General features: G+C 39.7%; 23 protein-coding genes and 1 tRNA gene. 18 read left to right on the forward strand and 6 right to left on the reverse strand.

The annotated features are described in order from the left end of the window. Window positions 1-585: 585 nt before the first annotated feature. Window positions 586-662, reverse strand: a tRNA-Ala gene (locus BC659_RS11520). 208 nt (window positions 663-870) lie between these two features. Between BC659_RS11520 and BC659_RS11525 the strand changes: the two genes are divergently transcribed. From BC659_RS11525 to BC659_RS11565, 9 genes are all read left to right on the forward strand, one after another. Beyond that, window positions 871-2,016 carry a hypothetical protein gene (locus BC659_RS11525; RefSeq protein WP_133474905.1) on the forward strand — a complete coding sequence of 382 codons (1,146 nt, stop codon included), beginning with the start codon at window positions 871-873 and terminating at the stop codon, window positions 2,014-2,016. Window positions 2,017-2,082: 66 nt separating this feature from the next. Further along, on the forward strand, window positions 2,083-2,934 hold the full coding sequence (locus BC659_RS11530) for a hypothetical protein (protein ID WP_133474906.1): 852 nt from the start codon (window positions 2,083-2,085) through the stop codon (window positions 2,932-2,934). Between the two features lie 53 nt (window positions 2,935-2,987). Then, window positions 2,988-3,527 carry an RNA polymerase sigma factor gene (locus BC659_RS11535; RefSeq protein WP_133474907.1) on the forward strand — a complete coding sequence of 180 codons (540 nt, stop codon included), beginning with the start codon at window positions 2,988-2,990 and terminating at the stop codon, window positions 3,525-3,527. After that, on the forward strand, window positions 3,524-4,147 hold the full coding sequence (locus BC659_RS11540) for a hypothetical protein (RefSeq protein ID WP_133474908.1): 624 nt from the start codon (window positions 3,524-3,526) through the stop codon (window positions 4,145-4,147). Before BC659_RS11535 ends, BC659_RS11540 begins: the two co-directional genes overlap by 4 nt. Window positions 4,148-4,189: 42 nt before the next feature. Next, window positions 4,190-4,714, forward strand: coding sequence for a hypothetical protein (locus BC659_RS11545; protein ID WP_133474909.1), 525 nt, complete (start codon window positions 4,190-4,192; stop codon window positions 4,712-4,714). A gap of 54 nt (window positions 4,715-4,768) precedes the next feature. After that, window positions 4,769-5,608: an endonuclease/exonuclease/phosphatase family protein gene (locus BC659_RS11550; RefSeq protein WP_133474910.1), complete on the forward strand. Its 840-nt coding sequence runs from the start codon at window positions 4,769-4,771 to the stop codon at window positions 5,606-5,608. A gap of 99 nt (window positions 5,609-5,707) precedes the next feature. After that, window positions 5,708-6,637: an SPFH domain-containing protein gene (locus BC659_RS11555; protein ID WP_133474911.1), complete on the forward strand. Its 930-nt coding sequence runs from the start codon at window positions 5,708-5,710 to the stop codon at window positions 6,635-6,637. Between the two features lie 276 nt (window positions 6,638-6,913). Then, window positions 6,914-7,597 carry a MotA/TolQ/ExbB proton channel family protein gene (locus BC659_RS11560; RefSeq protein ID WP_133474912.1) on the forward strand — a complete coding sequence of 228 codons (684 nt, stop codon included), beginning with the start codon at window positions 6,914-6,916 and terminating at the stop codon, window positions 7,595-7,597. A 27-nt stretch (window positions 7,598-7,624) separates the two neighbouring features. After that, window positions 7,625-8,026 carry an ExbD/TolR family protein gene (locus tag BC659_RS11565; protein ID WP_133474913.1) on the forward strand — a complete coding sequence of 134 codons (402 nt, stop codon included), beginning with the start codon at window positions 7,625-7,627 and terminating at the stop codon, window positions 8,024-8,026. Here the strand turns inward: BC659_RS11565 and prmC are convergent. Beyond that, window positions 8,015-8,881 (reverse strand): peptide chain release factor N(5)-glutamine methyltransferase, encoded by an 867-nt coding sequence (prmC, locus tag BC659_RS11570; RefSeq protein WP_133474914.1) that lies wholly within the window; start codon window positions 8,879-8,881, stop codon window positions 8,015-8,017. The two genes, BC659_RS11565 and prmC, sit on opposite strands and share 12 nt — an antisense overlap. A 6-nt stretch (window positions 8,882-8,887) precedes the next feature. On the opposite strand from prmC, the gene ribD reads away from it, so the two are divergent. Genes ribD through BC659_RS11585 form a run of 3 tightly spaced genes read left to right on the forward strand, consistent with a single transcriptional unit; the run spans window position 8,888 to window position 11,483 of the window. After that, a complete protein-coding gene (gene ribD / locus BC659_RS11575) occupies window positions 8,888-9,982 on the forward strand; it encodes a bifunctional diaminohydroxyphosphoribosylaminopyrimidine deaminase/5-amino-6-(5-phosphoribosylamino)uracil reductase RibD (protein ID WP_211340770.1) in 1,095 nt (364 codons plus the stop codon). Continuing rightward, window positions 9,979-10,869, forward strand: a complete 891-nt coding sequence (locus BC659_RS11580; protein WP_133474915.1) for an EamA family transporter — start codon at window positions 9,979-9,981, stop codon at window positions 10,867-10,869. Before ribD ends, BC659_RS11580 begins: the two co-directional genes overlap by 4 nt. Continuing rightward, entirely contained in the window at window positions 10,866-11,483 is a 618-nt protein-coding gene (locus tag BC659_RS11585) for an IMPACT family protein (protein WP_133474916.1), read from the forward strand. The genes BC659_RS11580 and BC659_RS11585 overlap by 4 nt, the downstream gene beginning before the upstream one ends. On the opposite strand, the gene BC659_RS11590 is transcribed toward BC659_RS11585, so the two are convergent. The 3 genes from BC659_RS11590 to BC659_RS11600 form a co-directional block, all read right to left on the reverse strand. Further along, window positions 11,467-12,225, reverse strand: a complete 759-nt coding sequence (locus tag BC659_RS11590; RefSeq protein WP_133474917.1) for a YdcF family protein — start codon at window positions 12,223-12,225, stop codon at window positions 11,467-11,469. The two genes, BC659_RS11585 and BC659_RS11590, sit on opposite strands and share 17 nt — an antisense overlap. A 124-nt stretch (window positions 12,226-12,349) precedes the next feature. Then, complete coding sequence (locus tag BC659_RS11595) at window positions 12,350-13,246, reverse strand: 3-hydroxybutyryl-CoA dehydrogenase (RefSeq protein WP_211340771.1); 897 nt, start codon at window positions 13,244-13,246, stop codon at window positions 12,350-12,352. 90 nt (window positions 13,247-13,336) lie between these two features. Then, window positions 13,337-13,990, reverse strand: a complete 654-nt coding sequence (locus tag BC659_RS11600; RefSeq protein ID WP_133474918.1) for a carboxypeptidase-like regulatory domain-containing protein — start codon at window positions 13,988-13,990, stop codon at window positions 13,337-13,339. A gap of 144 nt (window positions 13,991-14,134) precedes the next feature. Between BC659_RS11600 and BC659_RS11605 the strand changes: the two genes are divergently transcribed. The 6 genes from BC659_RS11605 (at window position 14,135) to BC659_RS11630 (ending at window position 19,931) form a co-directional block, all read left to right on the forward strand. Next, entirely contained in the window at window positions 14,135-15,229 is a 1,095-nt protein-coding gene (locus BC659_RS11605) for an Mrp/NBP35 family ATP-binding protein (RefSeq protein WP_133474919.1), read from the forward strand. Window positions 15,230-15,312: 83 nt separating this feature from the next. After that, entirely contained in the window at window positions 15,313-15,930 is a 618-nt protein-coding gene (locus tag BC659_RS11610) for an FMN-binding negative transcriptional regulator (protein ID WP_133474920.1), read from the forward strand. Between the two features lie 74 nt (window positions 15,931-16,004). After that, window positions 16,005-16,586: a fasciclin domain-containing protein gene (locus BC659_RS11615; RefSeq protein ID WP_133474921.1), complete on the forward strand. Its 582-nt coding sequence runs from the start codon at window positions 16,005-16,007 to the stop codon at window positions 16,584-16,586. A gap of 143 nt (window positions 16,587-16,729) precedes the next feature. Further along, the gene (locus BC659_RS11620; RefSeq protein WP_133474922.1) at window positions 16,730-17,275 is read left to right on the forward strand and encodes a fasciclin domain-containing protein; all 546 of its coding nucleotides are present in this window, start codon (window positions 16,730-16,732) and stop codon (window positions 17,273-17,275) included. A gap of 95 nt (window positions 17,276-17,370) precedes the next feature. Continuing rightward, on the forward strand, window positions 17,371-18,051 hold the full coding sequence (cmk, locus tag BC659_RS11625) for a (d)CMP kinase (protein WP_133474923.1): 681 nt from the start codon (window positions 17,371-17,373) through the stop codon (window positions 18,049-18,051). A gap of 329 nt (window positions 18,052-18,380) precedes the next feature. Continuing rightward, on the forward strand, window positions 18,381-19,931 hold the full coding sequence (locus BC659_RS11630; protein ID WP_133474924.1) for a C1 domain-containing protein: 1,551 nt from the start codon (window positions 18,381-18,383) through the stop codon (window positions 19,929-19,931). A gap of 273 nt (window positions 19,932-20,204) precedes the next feature. On the opposite strand, the gene BC659_RS11635 is transcribed toward BC659_RS11630, so the two are convergent. After that, window positions 20,205-21,404, reverse strand: coding sequence for an ATP-grasp domain-containing protein (locus tag BC659_RS11635; protein WP_133474925.1), 1,200 nt, complete (start codon window positions 21,402-21,404; stop codon window positions 20,205-20,207). Between the last annotated feature and the right edge of the window lie 71 nt (window positions 21,405-21,475).

Consider the following 21,475-nt stretch of genomic DNA (forward strand, 5'->3'; position numbering starts at 1 on the left):
ATATTAATCTTTTCTGCAAATTATCTTTAACCATCTTCACCATTCTACTGCATTTATAAGGTCTTTGGTATGGTATTTTGACTTTAAGATTTACATATATTATCTGATAATCTCACTTTAATATATTTTATTTCTTAATGAGTTTGATTCTATTCCTCTGGTTGCGATCCAATCCTTCATTTATTCTTTATGATTGCTATATGAGCCATTTTATGGTGTAATGCTTCAGTTGGCATTAGCTTTTATGTATGCATATAAATCAGGTATGCCTTCAACCCTTTGGCATGTATCCAATACCTGCCTGAGAACTTTAATAGTCTTTAAATAAACACAAGAAAATACGTAAGTACAGGATGATTGAGACTATATACTAATTAATGTATTACCTCACTTAGGTTATTCTAGATGAAGAGATTTTAAAAGGATCAATCTTTCAAGTTTGTTTTGAATTTCTAATCATTCACTTCACTACTTACCATTATTTGATGATTTTGGTAGGGCCTGATTTTATAGGCATGCGTTTTAACAGATGAATTACCGTGTAGGGGTACATAAAAAAGGTTGCTATTACGCAACCTGATGTTTTGGTGGAGAATACCGGATTCGAACCGGTGGCCTCTTGCATGCCATGCAAGCGCTCTAGCCAACTGAGCTAATTCCCCGAAAGATTGCAAATGTAATGGCTCCTTTAGTTCCTGCAAAAAAAATAATGCCTTGTAAATTAAGGAGTTAAGCTAGCGGGCTCATTTTTATGGTATAGATATCTACTAAATCTTCATTTGTTAAAATTATGTTAATGCCTCAAGCCTTACCCAACGCTTTTGAATTACCCTGGGGTATTACTCATATCAAGTCAATTAAAAGCAAGCAATGAAACAGAAATTCAGCATGACCGTATCGATGATCATTATGATGATCTCTTTACTTATTTCCTGTACCAAAAAAGATGTACCTGTACCGGTGAGCCAGCCCAATACGCCTCAGCAACCCAATCCCCCTCACCAAGGTGGAGGGCAACCCCAGCAGCAGCCACTGAAAATTAAAGTACAGGCCATTATCAAAATCGGAGACATTGTGTACGATCAAATTCCGGCAAGTTTCACCCTTACCAGTTACGACAGCAGTATGCAGCCCCATATGCTTTCTGTAAGTCTGAAACCCGGTATTAATGAAGTAACCATACCTTCCAATCACCTGCGCTATCGTTTATTCGTAAAACAATGGAACCAGACAGATGAAATGACATTGGATCGTAGTAATATTCAGGAAGATGTGATTTATACCCTGGGTGGTGCCAGAGAAGCTAAAAAACTGAAATATGAAATCAGTGCAGTACTGGTGAATGGTCTTTACCGTGCAGATAGTAAAACAGAATACCAATATGATGTAAATGGTAAACTGTTACAAGTACTGTTGCTGAAAAAAAGAAGCAATGGCAATATCTATACAGCCCTTTCGGAAACGCTATCTTATCAGGACGGTAAAGCAACTGTGATTACCCGCAAAGATGAAACCGGAGCAGTAATCAATACAACCTATATCAGTTATGATCAGCAGGGAAAAATAAAATCCCTGAAACAATCCGCTCCTTCAGGTGAAATCAATGCAGCTATCAGTTATACCATTACCGGTGCAGGTGTTGAAACCAGGATCAAACACATCAATAGTATCAATGGTGTCACTACAGATTATTATATGCTCTCTGATAAAGGAAACCCCATAAAAAGATCTTATCTGGCATCCAATAATATCAGTGAATGGTCTGATTATGGATATGATAAAAATATCAACCCTTATATCCATATGAACTGGCCCGATATACTGATGTCGCGAAGTGCAAAGAACAATATCAGTTGGACAGGGAAAGAGTATTTTTCGGGAAATATGACACTCGATCCGGTAACCTATAACTATACCTATGATGCAGAAGGGTACCCGGTAAGCCTTGTAAAAGAGTTTCGTTCTGCCCGCAATGGCGACATTGTAAACACCACAAAAACCACTTATCACTATTAATTACCCATGAACAGGGAAGCACTTCCCTGTTCATATCCTTCCAGATACTTTTGCAAATTCAAAAAAATGAAAACATATATATACATCATCGCAATCCTGGTTTCAATGGCTTCCTGTACCGCAGTGAAAATAGCGGTGCCAGAACAATTCAGTGCTCAGGCAACCGCCATGAAAGTACAAGGACTGAATGGCTGGAAATTCAATGAACAGCTGAGTTTCGGAACCTATTTTACTTCTTCTGTAAAACGAGGATGGGATTTTTCGAATGGGAGTCGCTTCAGCCGCTTTAGTCTCAAAGGAGAAGATGTCCTGCTGAGTGCATTTAATATTTATTCCGACAGAGAAAAATATACAGAGAAAAACCGTTTTCAATATTCCATACAGGATGCAAGTCTTGTAACAGAAGTACTCGCACAGGAAAAATTTTCAGAAAATCAGTTGGTGTATAAATCGAATATGGACTGGTTGAATAACCTGAAAAGAACAGATAAATATGAATATGCATTTTCTGCAACAATCGTTCCGCTGAACTTTAATAAAGGTGAAGTATGGTCGCTCACCATGCTGAATGAATTTGATGCAAAAAAAACAAAGCAGAATCTGTTTGAACGTCCGCAGACAAAAGACCTGGGTTATGTAACCAATGGAAAGGAACAAATTGAAATCAAACCCCTCTTTCTTAGCAAACGTGAAACGGCTTCGGGTAAAGAAGGCAAAGTGTGGGGCGGTCCGCTGCTCACTGGTTATGAACTGCGTTGGGATGATGGTGTAGTAGGACTGGTTGATATCATGGATAATAAAGTATGGATCGTAAATGACCTTGACCCTAAGGAAAAAATGATTCTCTCAGCAATAGCTTCCGCTATCCTATTAAAAAGAAAACAGGATGTATATACGGAGAGGGCTGATGGGTTATAGCAAATGGTGTATGGCTAATAGCTAATGGCTAAAAGCTAAGTACTTAATTTACAATGGTAGAAACGAGCTACGATATAGAACTACTGATACAAGATTGTATCGCCAACAAACGTAAGGCGCAGGAAATACTTTACAGGGAGTTTTATGCTTTTACCATGCAGGTAGCTTTACGCTACTCAAGAGATGAGTCTGATGCTGCAGATATTTTGAGCAATGCCTTTATTAGAATCTTTAAATATATCCACCAGTTTGATCTGCAAAAAGGAAACCTTCACGGATGGATCAAACGCATTGTAGTAAATGAAGGCCTCGATCATATCAAATCGCGTGAACGTTTCAGTGAAAATGTAGAACTGGAAACCGTTGAAGAACCTTCTATTGATAACAAGGTGCTGGATAAGATGGGTGCAGATGAACTCATGGAACTGATCCAGAAACTACCACCCGCCACACACGCTGTTTTTGTATTGTATGCAGTTGATGGATATACCCACAAAGAAATTGCTGAACAACTAAATATCAGCGAGGGTACATCGAAATGGCATCTGAGTGAAGCCAGAAAAAAATTACAACAAGCACTATTAAAAACATGAATCAATTAACCACATACGAGCAACTGATCGCAGATAAACTGCAACAATTGCCTGTGCCCGATATGGCCGATGCCATCTGGGCCAGCATTGAGCAGCGGCTCGATGTGGAAATGCCTGAAGACCCATCAGGCCCTTCGTCCGGTGGAAACCATTCATTGCCTGGTTTTCAATTTCCTGGTCGTATTATGCTTTACTGCTTTTTAGCCGCTTTTATCAGTGTTGTTTTTTACCTAAATCGTCCCGGTAGGGCCAGTAAAGAGCTGTCATTATCTTCATCAGATGGTATTGCTCCTTCAACAATTGTTGTTGATGATCAAAAGAAACCAACACCACCCGAAAGGCAACAGGAAACCATTTTTAAAGAAAGAGCGGATCTACCTGTCGATAAGTTTAAAGAGGATAAGCTTGTAGAAAAAGAATGGCCTGTATCCGAAAATCCAATAACAGAAATAAAGACAACAGAAATACCTGCAAAACAGGAAACTTCACCTATCAGTGAAACCATACTTGCCAAAAAAGTGATAACACAACAGGATACCATACCTAAGAAAAAAAGAGGTGTAATAGGGATTACTTCAAGTGACTATCGTATTGCCCCTGTAAGAAAAGATAGCTTATAAGAAAGTATCATAAAATCAGATAATATATTATCTTAGATGATAATGTATTCTGATCTGTCCTTTTTTTTCAACAGCTTTTATCTTGATTACTGGAGCCCGAAATGTGATCCTGTAATCAGACCCCTGATTGAGGAATACCTGCCTTCTTTTTTAATCCCTGACAATAAATGGACTGCATTTGTAACAAATGAACCTGATGCGTCTTCTGTTGTACAAAGGGCCGTTTCTATTCGATTTAAGGAGCATCCGGTCTGGAAACATGCATATGAGGAAGTTTATTTTTCATTATTATTGAAATTTTCAGGAGAAGAATGTATCGGAATTGTTTCTGCGCAATTGATGTTTTCTTTTCCTGATAAAAATATACTCGAAACAGCCATTACGAACTTAATTGATAGCTGTAAAGAGATAGAAAAAGGAGTTGAAATCAGGACGACAGAAGATATGATCTGCATACATGGGGTGGCAACTGGTACAAATGGCTATCTGAAACCAGTAGATAATTTACAGCAACAGCAGGCTCAGCTTTTCTTTTGCACAGTTCCATATTTTTTTCAGCATGAATAAGGGTTTCTAAATAAATCAGGATATAAGCTATATCTTTCTCTTTTAATATATCGTATGAAAAGAAAATATTTATTACTCATTGTTTTCATGAGTCAATTGATTGGTACAAGTGCGCAGACAATCATTGCAGGTACTTTTAATGTACGTCTTGAAACGGCTGGCGATGTGGGTAATCTCTGGACAGACAGAAAGTTATATGTAGCCAACCTCATTCGTTTTCATGGTTTCGATGTATTTGGAACGCAGGAAGGGTTTAAAAATCAGTTAGATGATATCCAAACACAATTACCTGAATATGCCCGTTACGGAATTGGAAGAGACGATGGTATTACGAAAGGCGAACATTCGGCAATCTTCTATAAAAAAGATCGTTTTGAATTGTTGAAATCGGGTGATTTCTGGTTGTCTGAAACACCAGAAAAACCTGGCTTTGGGTGGGATGCCAAAATCAACCGTATCTGCTCATGGGTACAGTTGAAAGAAAAGAAGTCTGGCCGTAAATTTTATTGCTTCAATGTGCATTACGATCATCAGGGAATGGTAGCAAGGAGAGAAAGTAGTAAGCTGCTACTCGCAAAAATAAAACTGATCGCCGGAGACGCACCTGTACTGTTAACCGGTGATTTCAATGGTAATCATAGTACAGAATGGTATCGGTTGATAGCTGATTCAGGTTTGCTGCGTGATACCTTTAAAGAAGTGAAGTATCCCTATGTAAACAATGGAACATTCCAAAACTTTGGGAGGAACTACTCTGTAGCCGATATCATTGACCATATTTTTGTTACCCGGCATTTTTCGGTGAAAAGATGGGGCGTTTTAACCGATTCCTACAATGGAAAGTTTCCTTCTGATCATTTCCCGGTACTGGCAGAAGTTCAGCTGGGCAGATAATTCCTATCTTTTTCTGTAAGAAATCACCCAATCCTCCTACTTATAAGTAAATTAGAAGCAGGTATCTTTTGGTGCCTGTTCAAACCTAAAACTGCAACCATGAACTTTTTATTACAATATGGCTGGATAATAGTAGTCATACTAATCCTTTTTCTTTCCCTGGTAACGGTAAACCAGGGTACCATTGATGTGATTACCATGTTTGGTAAATACAGAAGAATCCTGCGTCCGGGTCTGAATTTCAAAATACCATTACTGGAACAGGTCTTTAAAACAGTAAGTATACAGAACAGGTCAGTTGAACTGGAATTTCAGGCTGTCACCATTGATCAGGCTAATGTGAATTTTAAAAGTATGCTGCTGTATTCTGTGATAAATCAGGATGAAGAGACCATCAAAAATGTTGCTTTTAAGTTTATCAGTGATAAAGACCTGATGCAGGCATTGATCAGAACCGTAGAAGGTAGTATTCGTTCATATGTAGCTACCAAGCGTCAGGCAGAAATTTTATTGCTGCGAAGGGAAATTGTAGAATTTGTAAAAGAGCAGATTGATATTTCACTCGAAGACTGGGGCTATCATTTACAGGATCTTCAGATCAATGATATTACATTCGATGCCCGTATTATGGAGAGTATGAGTAAAGTGGTGGCAAGTAATAACCTGAAAGCGGCAGCTGAAAACGAGGGACAGGCCTTATTAATCACCAAGACCAAAGCTGCAGAAGCTGAAGGTAATGCCATTAAAATTGCAGCAGAGGCAGAACGTGAAGCGGCAAGATTGCGTGGTCAGGGTGTGGCCCTCTTCCGGGAAGAAGTAGCCAGGGGTATGAGTCAGGCAGCCGAGCAGATGAAACAAGCCAACCTCGATACCAACGTAATACTTTTCAGTATGTGGACGGAAGCCGTGAAAAACTTTGCCGAATATGGAAAGGGTAATGTGATATTTCTCGATGGTAGTGCACAGGGTATGGACAGAACCATGCAACAGATCATGGCTATGATGAAGGCGAAAGAGATGGGAGCTTAGATCAACGCGAATGGTGAATGGTGAATGGTCAATAAAGGATATATGCTACTTAATTGGTTAATATGATCTACTTATTATCCAATTGGCTATTGACAATTGACCATTCACCATTCACCATTCAACATTCACGATTGTTAACGTCCCGTGAAATCGGGGGATTAAACGGTGCTTATGTGCAAAAGCTTTCCTAAAAAGCCTTACCGGTATAATTTTATTCACATGCAGGTCTTTCTTTTGTGTTAGGGTCTAATTTTAACCTAACCCAAATTACCCGGTATGTTTCAATTACTGCAGACAGATACTTTACAACAGGCAGCAGGTACGGTTGCTGCCGCAGCCGAAAAAATATCCATGTGGAACCTTTTACAGAAAGGCGGCTGGATCATGTATCCTTTGTATGCGCTGCTGGTAGCGGCTATTTTTGTTTTTGTGGAACGACTGATGGCCATTCGTAAAGCTTCCCGTATTGAGCCTAATTTCATGAATATCATCCGGGATAATATCATGTCGGGCAATGTGCAGGCTGCACGTAACCTCGCAAGAAATACCAATAATCCTGTAGCGCGTATGATTGACAAAGGGATTCAGCGTATTGGCAAGCCACTGGATGCTATTGAAAAGAGTATGGAAAATGTAGGCAAACTTGAAATGTACAGCATGGAAAGAAACCTGAATATACTCTCACTCATTGCGGGTATTGCACCCATGTTTGGTTTTTTGGGTACCATTGTGGGTATGGTACAATTGTTTTATGGTATTGCATCTACCGGCGAATATACACTGAACACTATTGCAGGAGGTATTTATACAAAAATGATTACTTCGGCAACCGGTCTGATCATTGGTTTGATCGCTTATGTAGGACATAACTTCCTGAGTACGCAGATTGATAAAACAGCCAATAAAATGGAAGCTGCCAGCTCCGAATTTATTGATATTCTTCAGGAACCCACCCGCTAATCTCTTTCACTACCGAAAAAAGATTCTATGAACATCAGAAAGCGATTAAGAACACACCCGGAAATGCATACCGGCGCATTGAATGATATTCTGTTCATTCTTTTATTGTTCTTTCTGATTGTTTCAACATTGGCCAATCCCAATGTGATTAAAGTGTCGAACCCTAAGGCAAAAAGCGATACAAGAGCCAAGCAAACCGTAGTAGTGACGGTTGATAAGGATCAGAATCTCTATATAGGCTCGCAAAGAACAACACTTGAACAATTAGAGCCAGAATTGAAAGCTTTTCTCTCTAAAGAAACAGAAAAACCATCTGTTGTCATCAATGGTGATAGTACTTCTCATCTAGGTACCGCCATTAAAGTAATGCAGATTATTAAAAAACTAGGGGCTACACCTGTAATGGCAGTTGATAATTCAGGACAGTAGGGTAGTAAAAAGGTATTCCGCTTTTGCCATACGATCATTTCCGTGTATATCTTTTTTTATTTCAGCAGCGTATTGTTGAGCTGAAAATGTATCTACTACAGCATCACCCATCAACTGGTTGATTTCAAGAAAAACAAGTCCGGGGTTATTCAAATGGGATTGGCCAAAAGCAGCAATTTTCTTATAAAAAATCAAGGCATCTTCGTCCGGTACAAATAAGGCTAGGTGTGGTTCATGATCTAGCACATGTTTGGCCATGCTCAAACCTTCTGAAACTTTGATGTAGGGGGGATTGCTAACAATGATATCGAATGTTGGGAGTGTTTTCCAGTTCTCTTCATTTAGAAAATCCATTTGTATAAAATCAATCTCAGTACCCTGTATTCTGGCATTTTCACGCGCAATTGCAACTGCTTCTTCACTAATATCAATAGCCTGAATATGCCAGTCCGGAAACATTTTTTTGAGTGTGATGGGAATACAGCCCGATCCGGTACCAATCTCAAGTATAGAAATAGAGCCGTTATGGGCAACTTCTTTTATCCATTCAATCAGTTCTTCTGTTTCAGGTCTTGGAATCAAAGTATGTTCATTCACGATAAAATGTAAACCTGCAAACCAGGCTTCTCCCAGTACATATTGAACAGGTTTACCTGCTGCAAGTGCAACATTGTAGTCTTGAAGCTTTGCCAACTGCTCATCAGATAAAAGCTTGTTTTTATAAAGGAGCCTGTCGGTACGTGTTAAGCCCGTAAGATGTTCCAGTACCATATGTGCTATTTGCACTGCTTCCCGTCTTTCATATAATGGAAGAAGGGTGGCTAATAATACATCTTTGGCCTCCGAAAACGTCATGCTGCAATGTTAAGCAGCATTTGGCTATTTTTGTCTATTCACATGGTGAATCTTCATGAAGTATATATGCAGCGTTGTATAGAACTGGCTCTTTTGGGGTCCGGTTTTGTGGCGCCCAATCCGATGGTGGGCTCTGTGCTAGTGCATGAAGGCCGCATCATCGGAGAAGGTTGGCACAAGCAATATGGCGGCCCGCATGCGGAAGTAAATTGTATCAATAGTGTATCAGCAACGGATCAGGAACTGATTCCTTTTTCAACCCTGTATGTTTCACTGGAACCCTGTGCACATTATGGTAAAACACCACCCTGTACCAGTTTAATCATTGAAAAGAAAATCAAAAGAGTAGTCATAGGATGCAGAGACCCTTTTGATGCCGTGAATGGAAAAGGAATTGCATTATTAAAACAATCAGGGGTTGAAGTAATAGAACCTGTTCTTGAGGAGGAAGCAAAAGCGCTTAACAGGCGGTTCTTTTGCTTTCATCGTTTGAAAAGGCCCTATATCATATTGAAATGGGCCCATACAGCTGATGGTTTTATAGCGGCAGATAACGATGAACGGTTATTGATTACAGATGAAGCTACTAATCGATTGGTGCATCAATGGCGAGCCGAAGAAGCATCCATTCTGGTTGGAACAGCCACCGTTCGAAAAGACAACCCTTCGCTCACTAACCGCTTATGGTATGGTAAACATCCATTACGGATGATGATTGACAGACAACTAAAACTGCCCACTACCTTACATATCTTCCATGATGGGCATCCTTTAATTGTATTCAATGAAATAAAGGAAGGAAAGGAGAATGCGGTACAATATGTAAAATTCGATCGTCAGCCTTCATTGATTCCACAGATACTGAACTATTGTTATCAGCATCAGATACAGAGTGTTCTGGTAGAAGGGGGTGCTGCATTACTAAGCTCTTTCTTAGATTCAGGGTGCTGGGATGAAATACGTACGCTAACCAATCAAAAATTATACATTGAAAAGGGGTTGAAAGCACCGGCTTTGCCCTCAGTAGTACCCGTAAAAAAAATTAGTATGGGAAATTATGAAATCAATTTTTATGATCAGCATCAAATGGTAAAGCTATGATGTTGTATTTAATAGGTAGTATTGTGTTAACCAGCTACCTCACATTGTCGTTTAAGGCCTGTCAAAAATTTGGTGTCAACGTATTTCAGGCAATTGTATTCAATTATATCACCTGCGTAATTACCGGGTCTTTTGTAAACGGATCATTTCCGATACATCAGAGTAATATTGCCAAACCCTGGTTTATATGGGCTTGTATTATGGGTGCCATGTTTGTAAGTATTTTTAATGTGGTGGCGCTAACTGCACAAAAAAATGGAATAGCTGTAGCATCTGTAGCCAATAAGCTTTCCCTGATTATTCCCGTAATATTATCCGTTTATCTTTACCGGGAATCGGTAGCAGGCTGGAAAGCAGCAGGAGTGGCGCTTGCCCTTGCCGCTGTTATTTTTACCTGCTATACAAGAAAGAAAGTGGATGCCGATAAGACCGTGAAGGGATTTATGGTATATATATGGCCCCTTGTTTTGTTTCTGAGCAGTGGACTACTTGATGCGCTGATTAATCATGTTCAGATCACTTATGTTACGGAAGAAAATAATAACGATTACCTGGTGAGTTCTTTTTTTTCAGCCGCAACCATAGGATCATCTGTATTGTTGATTCAGTACCTGAGAAGAAAACAAAAATTTCAGTGGAAAAATCTGTTGGCAGGTATACTGATTGGTATACCCAATTATTTTTCTATCTGGTGCCTGGTACATTTCCTTAAACAAAGTCCTTGGCAAACAAGTGCCAGTATTCCGGTAAATAATATGGGGATTGTTTTGTTTAGTGCAGTAGCAGCAGGTATTTTATTTAAAGAACGTTTATCAAAAATCAATTGGTTGGGTATTGTCTTATCGATAATAGCTATTTACCTGATTGCATTTGGAGATCAGTTATGAGTGAACAGGATTATTATCAAACCATCGATAAAGCCGGCTTTGCAGAATTCAAAGACAGGGGAAGCAGGTTTCTGGCTTTTGCTTTTCCCATGGCAACGGTGGAGGAATTCAAACAACAATTACAACAGCTCAAAAAAGAACATCCCAAAGCAGTACATCATTGTTTCGCGTACAGAATAGGTCTCGATGGTAACCTCTTTCGTGTGAGTGATGATGGTGAACCTTCCGGATCTGCTGGCAGGCCTATATTAGGACAGATTGACAGTAAAGAGTTAATCAATCTGGGTATTATTGTGGTTCGTTATTTTGGTGGAACATTACTGGGTGTTCCCGGTTTGATCAATGCATATAAGTCTGCTGCGTCTATGGCATTACAACTCATCCCGGTTGTACAGAAACCTGTGGAAGTGGTGTATGACTTGCAGTTTGATTATACACGAATGAATGATGTAATGGTGATTGTAAAGCAATATAATTGTACGATTATCATGCAGGAAATACAACTTTTCTGTCACCTACGGATCGGTATCCCTAAAGCGAGGTTAGTAGATGTGTTATACAAATTAAATGATCTGCATACGATTGAAGTGAAGAAGGTTAAACTTTTCCCGTAAGTTTATATGTCATTAAGCCGATAATTTCCTTTAAAAAAACAGACCAGTTTTTCAAAAGTATAGGGTCTGGAAAAAGGGTATTATAAAATGTGAAATCTTCTTCTATTACTTTATAATCAGTAGGATAACTTACGAATACTATTCCTGCTTTCCTGAATACGGCATTAGATCTTGGCATATGCAGCGCAGAAGTGATCAACAAAAAAGGGGGCTTCAATTGCAGAGAGTCGATGATTTTTTTACTGAAAATGGCATTTTCGTAAGTATTTCTGGATAGAGGTTCTATGATAATATCTTTCTCTGGAACGGCATTAGCGATAAAAGCTTTTTTGAGATATTCGGCCTCTGAGAGATAGGTGCGAAATAGAGAACCACTTCCTCCGGTAACCAATATCTTTTTAATCTTTCCGGAATGATACAAAGCCGCAGTTTGTATAAACCTGTCTGCTGTACTACCAAAATATCCCTCATTGTATTTATCGAATTGCACCATGCCGGTTAATAAAATACCGGTTTCATATTGTTCTAAAGGCAGTAAATTTCTTTTAGGTGTTTGCCATGCGAGGTTCACTTTTTTATACAACCATGGATTGGTAAAAACAATGGCTATACAGATGGTAAGTATGGCGAGTCTTCTTTTGAGTCTGGGTGATTTGGTAAAACAGATCCATACCAATAAACCCATGATCCATGTAAAAGGGACCAACAGGAAGAGCAATAGTTTTGAAAGAATAAAAAACATACCGGCAAATTACATGATCTGCCTTAGAAATATCTTCCTTTCTCCCTGCAAAATCACTTATCCATTCGGTAAACCAGAAATAGTGTTTTTTTCGCAGGGAGAAAGGGAGAAGGGAAGGGTGCCTTTATTTTTTAAAACGGCTGCTTACTACTAGTTCTTTACTGCCTGGTGTATAAGTGTAAAAACCTTCACCAGATTTAACACCCAGCTTTCCTGCCGTAACCATATTTACCAACAATGGGCAAGGCGCATATTTAGGATTACCAAAACCATCATGCAATACCTGTAAAATACTCAGGCATACATCTAATCCAATAAAATCTGCCAGTTGAAGCGGTCCCATCGGGTGAGCCATACCCAGTTTCATAATGGTGTCAATGGCTTCCACATCTGCAATGCCTTCATATAAGCTACATATGGCTTCATTGATCATGGGCATCAATATTTTATTGGCAATAAATCCGGGATAGTCATTCACCACACAGGGCACTTTGCCCAATGTTTTACTAAGTGTTACAATGGTTTCACTCACGGTTGCATCAGTTGCATAACCATTAATGATTTCTACCAGTTTCATAACCGGTACCGGATTCATAAAATGCATGCCGATTACTTTTTCAGGTCTTTTCGTAACAGCCGCTATTTTGGTGATCGATATGGAAGATGTATTGGAAGCAAGAATGGTATGTGCCGGAGCTGCGGCATCTAACTGTCGGAATATATTCAGTTTCAGTTCTGCATTTTCAGTGGCAGCTTCTACCACCAGATCAGCGTTGGCAACGCCTTTTGCGATATCTGTTTCGGTTGTAAGGCGTGCGAGTGTTTCAGCTTTCTGTTCCTCAGTGATGGCGGCCTTGGCTACCTGACGATCGAGGTTTTTACTGATGGTCTGAAGCGCTTTTTCAAGCTGAGCAGCATTTACATCAATCAGTTGAACTGAAAATCCGTATTGTGCAAATACATGTGCAATACCATTACCCATGGTACCGGCACCGATCACACTTACATTGTTTATTGGCATATATCAATCGTTTATTAGGCGCAAATGTAAAACTGTGCCTTGTAACACCATGAGCCTGATCAGCTAAATTCAGGAAATAAATACAGAAACCTAATCTTTTCGCTTGAAATCGCCCCTTTTCCAGGCTTTGATGAAATCTGCCCAGGCGGCAGGGTTCAGGATATTCATGGGTGGTAATTGCCCTGAATAATAGTATTTATTGGCCTGTTGGCGAAGCTGATAATTGATGGCTTCCCGGCCGTCAGCAGGTAAACTATTGATCAATATTCTACGCTGTGCCTCATCTGTGTTTTTACGGGCGATTTCGTAGGCATCATCAGAAACCTTGTTATTCACAAAATCACGCTCAAATTGCTCCCTGGTGGGCCTAGGCTTTAAAATAGTGGCAGGAAGATAGGCCGTATCACTCACCAATAGCTGAATTACACTATATTGGTTCTCAGACAGGTTTAAGGGAATTTCAATGCTTCTGTTTTTGAAGCCGACACAGGAAAAAGTGATCCTGTCGCCTTTTAAAACCGCAATGGAGAAAACACCATCCGGATTGGTGATGGTTCCACGTCCTTTTCCCTCAACAATAATGCTGGCAGAGGGAATGGCTCTCAGGCTATCAGCTGTCATGACTACGCCATATAACTGCACCACAGAATCTCTGTATACATTCGGGGTTTGCTGGGCAGTTGCTTTAGAACCGGCCAACAAAACGATGAAGCAGAAAAGAGAAATACGTAGAAATAATTTCATTGCTGCAAAAATACAAATGGTTTTCCCAAAATCGACAACAACCAGCTATGCAGATTGTTGTAAAACAGTATGAATTCTAACAAAGTAAGGCTGTGAGCGGTTAACTTTGCACCCTGATTCACTTTTTTAACAAAAACTTGCGTGATGACTGAAGCTGCAATACTGAATGCCCTGAGCAATGTTCAGGAGCCTGATCTGGGAAAAGATCTTGTTACACTGAATATGGTAAAAGATATTCAGATCAAGGATAATGATGTCAGTTTTACCATTGTACTTACCACACCCGCCTGCCCCATGAAAGATATGATGCGGACAGCCAGTGAAAATGCAGTAAAACTGTTGGTGAATAAAGAGGCAAAAGTAACCGTGAATTTTACTTCGAATACTTCCACTACCCGAAAAGATAATCAACAGGTTCTCTCTGGTGTGAAGAATATTATTGCGGTGGTGAGTGGAAAAGGTGGTGTTGGGAAAAGCACCGTATCTGCCAACCTTGCATTGGCATTGGCAGAAGGAGGTGCTTCTGTAGGATTAATGGATGCCGATATTTATGGTCCGAGTATACCCATTATGTTTGGTGTAAGAGGTGAGCGACCGCTTATGAAAGAAGTGAATGGTAAAGGCATGATTGTACCGCTGGAAAAATTCGGAATCAAACTCATGAGTATCGGACTGCTGGTGGATGAAAAGAATGCTGTAGTCTGGAGAGGCCCGATGGCAAGTAGTGCCATCAGACAATTTGTAACGGATGTAGACTGGGGTGAACTGGATTACCTGGTTATTGATATGCCACCAGGCACCGGCGATATTCATCTTACCCTGATGCAAACAGTGCCTGTTACAGGTGTTGTGATTGTAACCACTCCTCAAAATGTAGCACTTGCAGACGCTAAAAAGGGCATCGCTATGTTTGGTCAGGCCCAGATCAATGTACCGATTATTGGACTCGTTGAGAACATGGCTTATTTTACACCGGCTGAATTGCCTAATAATAAATATTATCTTTTCGGTAAAGACGGTGGTAAAAATCTGGCAGAAGAATATGAACTGCCTTTCCTGGGTCAGGTGCCATTGGTACAGGATATCAGAGAGGGCGGTGATATGGGTATTCCTGCGATGGCCGGTACAGATGATGTAAGTAAAACTGCGCTGCGTCAATTTGCAGCAAATGCAGTAAGAAATATTGCTATCCGTAATGCCAGTATTCCACAAACCAGGCCGGTACACGTAACATCATAAAAACGTCAGCAGGTAATTGGTATAAACGGTGTTGGTATAAGTTGATACTTTAATAGTTTTGATCATTCAAAACAAGTATCTGAATGTATCATCTGCCCGTTTACCAGGAAAAGGATCAACAGAAAATTATTGCATTTATACAGCAATATCCCTTTGCTACCTTAACAGGAGTTTCTCCTCAGCAACAACCTGTTGCTACACAGATACCTTTATTGGTGAAGGAGAAAAATGGAAAACTATTCCTGACCGGTCACCTGATGAAGCAAACGGATCATCACAAAGCTTTTCTGGAAAACAAACAGGCACTGGTATTATTTCATGGACCTCATACTTATGTAAGTGCCAGCTGGTACGAGAATAAACAGCAGGCTTCTACCTGGAACTATATGACGGTTCATGTGAGGGGAACGGTGCAGTATTTGCCGGATGAGGCTTTGCCGGACATGCTGGACGAACTCACTTCTCATTTCGAAAACAATCCGGATTCACCCTCACTGTACAAAGAATTGCCGGTAGAATACCTGCAAAGACTGATGAAAGCCATTGTAGCTTTTGAGATAGCAGTAGAAAGTACAGACGCCATATTTAAATTAAGTCAAAACAGGGATGAAAAAAGTTTCAGACAAATCATACAGCAACTGGAAAAGGGCGATTTTGATGCGCAGCGCGTTGCTGTTGAAATGAAAAAAATACAATCATAGATTCATAAATACTGATTTTTTGGTAGGATATGGCAACTGCTTTTTTTCTACATTAGGTTCATAAAAACCTAACCATGAGAAAAATAATATTTGCCCTGATTCTTTTGTTCTCCTTTCTGAACAGTCAGGCTCAAGTGGTAGCTATAATCGGTGAAGGTAGAAATGCAAGAGAAGTCAAAATCAATTCAGGCGGGCCTTCCATGTCGCCCCAGAAAAACATAGTTGAAAACACCGCATCTTCTCCTGAATTTTCTGCTTTATTGATGTTATTACAGTCTGCGGGTTTGATAGAAACACTGACTGCATCGGGGCCATATACATTGTTTGCACCCGCCAACAATGCATTCGCTAAAATTTCTCCCTCTGTCCTGACTTCATTGTCTGATGATGAGCATAAAACAGCTTTAAAGAAAACACTTGGTTTTCATGTAGTATCAGGAAGATATGACCAAAGTACTTTATTAAAAATGATCAAAGATGCAAATGGAACTGCTACACTTACCACTCTTGACGGGTTGCCGCTTAAGGTTACGAGAAAGGGTAAGAAAATAATTATTTCAGATGGTAAAAAATTACAGGCAGCTGTTCAAGTGGCAGACATTGAACAATCGAATGGTATGATTCATGTAATTGATAAAGTTTTGATGGATCAATAGTATTGTTTATTAATCCCTGCTTATACAAATCACGGTAAAGCTGCCGGTTTTTTTTGGTAATAATCAAATTCATAAAACCATCCTTGTTCTGCTTTCGTATATGTACGGGTAAACAAATCAATTACAACAATAAAACGTACACTATGAAGAAATTATTTTTTATGATCTGCGCTGTTGCATCTATGAATATCGTAACCGCACAGGAGAAAACAGTAGAAGTGGGTGGTGCTCCGATGTATCCATCTAAAAACATTGTAGAGAATGCAGTAAATTCCAAAGATCATACGACGCTGGTAGCAGCGGTAAAAGCAGCGGGGCTGGTTGAAACATTACAGAGTGCCGGACCTTTTACGGTGTTTGCACCTACCAATGCTGCATTTGGTAAGCTTCCAGCAGGCACAGTAGAAACACTGGTAAAACCTGAAAACAAATCAACACTCACAAAAATTCTTACCTATCATGTGGTGTCAGGTAAATATGATGCAGCTGCTATTGCACAACTGATTAAAGAGGGTGGTGGAACCGCTGTTTTAAAAACCGTTTCTGGTGGCACACTAAAAGCTTCTATGAAAGGTAAAAAGCTGGTGCTTATCGATGAAAAAGGAGCCAGTGCAACGGTTACCATCAGTAATGTATACCAAAGTAATGGCGTGATTCATGTAATAGACAGCGTGGTATTACCAGAATAAAAATTAGTTTGTACAGTTCATAAAAGCCGGCAAAATTGCCGGCTTTTATGTTTGTAAGTCAGCAAAATTAGTGCAACTTTGCCGCTGGTAACTTTATGAAAAAAATTATTATCACATTAGATGGCTTTTCTTCCTGCGGTAAAAGCACTTTGGCAAGACAACTTGCCAAAGAATTGAATTATGTTTTTATCGATAGCGGTGCTATGTACAGAGCCATCACCTTGTATTTTATCAGGGAGCATATCGACTGTAATAATACGGAGCAGGTGAAAAGAGCATTGTCTGAAGTCAATCTTTCTTTTGAATACAATCCACTTACCGGGCAGAGTGATATGTACCTGAATGATGAAAATGTGGAACTGTTGATTCGTGAAATGGTGGTAAGTGAGAGGGTGAGTGAAGTGGCTGCCTTAAAAGAAGTACGTGAATTTGGTGTAGCGCAGCAGCAGCAGATGGGCATTAAAAAAGGAATTGTAATGGATGGCCGTGATATTGGTACCACCGTTTTTCCAGATGCAGAACTGAAAATATTTGTAACAGCCGACCCTGCGGTAAGGGTAGAAAGAAGATTTAAAGAATTGTATGAGAAAAATCCAGCAATTACCATTGAAGAAGTGAAGCGAAACCTTGAGATGCGCGATTATGTAGACAGTAACCGTGAATTTAGCCCGCTCAGGCAGGCTGCGGATGCTGTGGTGCTGGATAACAGTGATTTAACGAAGGCGGAACAGTTACAGATTGCCTTACAATGGGCCAGGGAAAAGATGTTAGGGTAGTAGAAAAAGGTTTTTATCTTTTAATTGACTATATTGCAAAAAAAAAGGGTCCCTCCGTGGAAACGGAACGACCTCTACGATTGCTTGCCATACGAAAATTCTTAAGGGGTTTTATCCCTGATATCTTGAACGCTAAATGCGTAAGTTGCGATTGTTTGTTGTCTTTCTTCGATTGCCTTGCCGTATGAATTACGATTGCTTTCTATTGTAAAAGTACATCGCAGAATAAATGTAAAAAAGACAAGTTTAACCGCTTTTTTTTATGCTAAAAACGGATTTTCTTGTCTGGAAGCCCTTATTTTATTGGCTTTTCGGTTAAAATTGATATGATGCCCAACCGTACGCAGGACCCCTTATTCCAATTGATAAAGTCGCTCCAGAAATCGGAAAAACGACATTTTAAACTATATATCAAGCGAAATTCAGCAAAAGACGACCTCAAAATCATACAGTTGTTCGATGCCATGGAAAAAATGGTTGATTTTGATGAGAAGACCCTTCTGAAGAAGCTTTCCGGCATCGAAAAACCCCAGCTGGCTAATCTCAAAACCCATTTATATAAACAGCTTTTATCAAGTCTGCGTTTGTTGAAAAGTACAGAAAGTATTGATATGCAATTGCATGAACAACTGGATCATGCACGGATACTTTACAATAAAGGCTTATATCACCAGAGTCTTAAAATTTTAGACAGGGCAAAAGATATTGCACATCAGTACCACCAGGATAGTTTTTTGATACAGATTATTTCATTAGAAAAGAAAATTGAAACCCTGCATATTACCCGAAGTATGCAGGACAGGGCTGAACAGCTAACAGCAGAAGCCAATCATGTAAATGAAAAGCGAAGGGTAATTACACAGCTTTCTAACCTGGCACTTCAGTTGTACAGCTGGTATGTGAAAAATGGGCATGCAAGGAATGAAGCAGATGAAAAAGGAATCAAAACCTTTTTTAAAGCAGAACTACCCGAAGGTGCCGGTCGGTTGCAGGGTTTTTATGAGCGTCTTTATCTGTACCAGAGTTATTGCTGGTATGCATTCATCCGGCAGGATTTTTTAATGTACTATCGTTACAGTCAGCAATGGTTAAATCTTTTTGAAGAAGAGCCGGGCATGATTGAAGTGGAGACAGGACATTATATCAAAGGTCTGCATAATTTATTGAATGCCCATTTTGATCTGCGTAATTACAGAAAGTTTGGCGAAACACTTACTAAGTTTGAATCCTTTGCCGCAACTGAATTACCCAATCGTCATGATATTTTCAGGGTACATAGTTTTATCTATATTACCAGTGCCAAACTGAATCAGCATCTCATGCAGGGAACATTTCAGGAAGGATTGAAGATGGTGCCTTATATAGAGCAACAAATAGCAGAGAATGCTTTGTATATTGATCAGCACCGAATACTTGTTTTCAATTATAAAATTGCTACCCTCTATTTTGGCAGTGGCGATTATAATACCTGTATTGATTACCTGCGAAGAATTATCAACGATCATGTAGACCTGCGAAACGATCTTCAATGTTATGCACGTTTGTTGCACCTGATTGCGCATTATGAATTGGGTAATGCGGAATTAATTGAAACTTCGCTGATAAAATCAGTCTACCGTTTTATGGCAAAAATGGATAACCTCACAGTTGTGGAAGAAGAAATGTTCCGTTTCCTTCGCAACTCATTTCAGATGCCTGCTAAAGAGGTGAAAACAGCACTGAAAGAGTTTCTCCAGAAAATTAAGCTTTATGAAAAGAGCCGGTTTGAAACCAGGGCCTTCGCCTACCTCGATGTGATTTCATGGGTGGAAAGCAAAGTCTATGGTAAAACCATGAGTACCATCATCCATGATAAATACCTGGCGAGTAAGCGGAAATGATGTTAGATGGCAGATATCAGATTTGATGTAAGATGTCTGATTTCATTTTGTATTCCGTATCCTCCCTTTCTTCCCTTCTCCCTGCTAAAAAAATCTTGCAAAATGGCGTAAAAGAAGAAACAGTAACGTTTACGTACAATGAACGTAGATACACCACCAAAATCTATTCTATATTTTATAATCCCTGCGTAACCCCGCGTTCTCAGGTTCCCTGCGGTGAATATTCGCTTAGTTCTTTAAAGGGGGGGCGCAAAACTTATGAAGAAGCAAATCTTATTCTTCAAAATATACAAGGCTTCCGCCTACCCATTCTTTGTCTTTATTATAACGTACGCCAATCATTTTTCCTTTGCTGAGTCTTGCGAGGTTATTGGTTGCGATGGGTCTGGGCTCACCATCTTTCCAGAAATAAAAAATCCGGATTTCTACTTTGGCAGGTATGTCAGGGGTTTCTATCACATCCGCATATTTTACTTTTCGCTGTAGTATCCAGTTTTGAGGATCGTTGACTTTTTCAATGTCTTCTTTCGTTACATCAATCACCACACCCTGCCCTGCAAAAGAAAACAAGGGTTTCAGCACATATTGATCAAGATCATCGGGAATAGTATCCAGTTCATTCAGGAAAAAGGTTTTGGGAACATAAGGATGGTCTATAAAAGGCAAAGTGTATTTGCTGATGCGATAAAACCAGTTTGGATGGGGTACCCATTCTACATCGAGGTCTTCGAGTAGCAGCTTACCTTTTTCCTGTATCGCTGCTGATTGCTGTTGCAGATCATCGAAAATAATACGGTTGTAAATCCGTTTCACCTGAATTTTTTTGCCTGCTGAATTATAATAGAACAATAATTTTCCTTCCTGTACCAATTCCGTAAGGCAAACCACAGGTATACCGGTATACATGCTGGTGCAGTAAAAATCAATTTTTGTTTTTTGCTGGTGTGGTAGTATTTCAAGCAGGATCACATTTTCAGCTTCCTGTTCGCCCAATAATATTTCTCTTAATAATGAGAGGTAGCTATCACGTGTAAGGCCATTCAGGTAAGTGCTATAACCTGCAGGAACATCATAATGTCTGCGTGTAACTTCGTCCTGCCACACCTGATAACCAAACAGGGTAGGGAAGCCCTGCATTTCGATGAGTTGAGGTTCGTATTCGCCATGTTCATTTTCACAGATACCGAAATCGAAAGCGATAAAATGTGTGTGTTTATTTTCATTCGGAACTTTCACATCTGGTGGAATAGCATGTGAAGTAAGTGAGCTGAAATTAAATTGAGTGATAACATCTACAATGCTTTCACAGGCATTCAACACTTTTTCCTTGAATGAGCGCTCGATAAATACAGGTGTTTCTGCTACACGGAACTCAATAGCGCCCGGAAACAGACTATTCAGGTCTGTTAAATACGACTGATATTTTTCAGGTGTAAATTGGTTGTTAAATACCTTTCTGACTGATGGAACCATAATACTTCTTTAAGGTCTTTGAAAATATAAAAAACCTTTTGAAAAGTAGAAGATAATTACAGCTAATACCG

The organism is Sediminibacterium goheungense (assembly GCF_004361915.1).
GTDB lineage: Bacteria > Bacteroidota > Bacteroidia > Chitinophagales > Chitinophagaceae > Sediminibacterium > Sediminibacterium goheungense.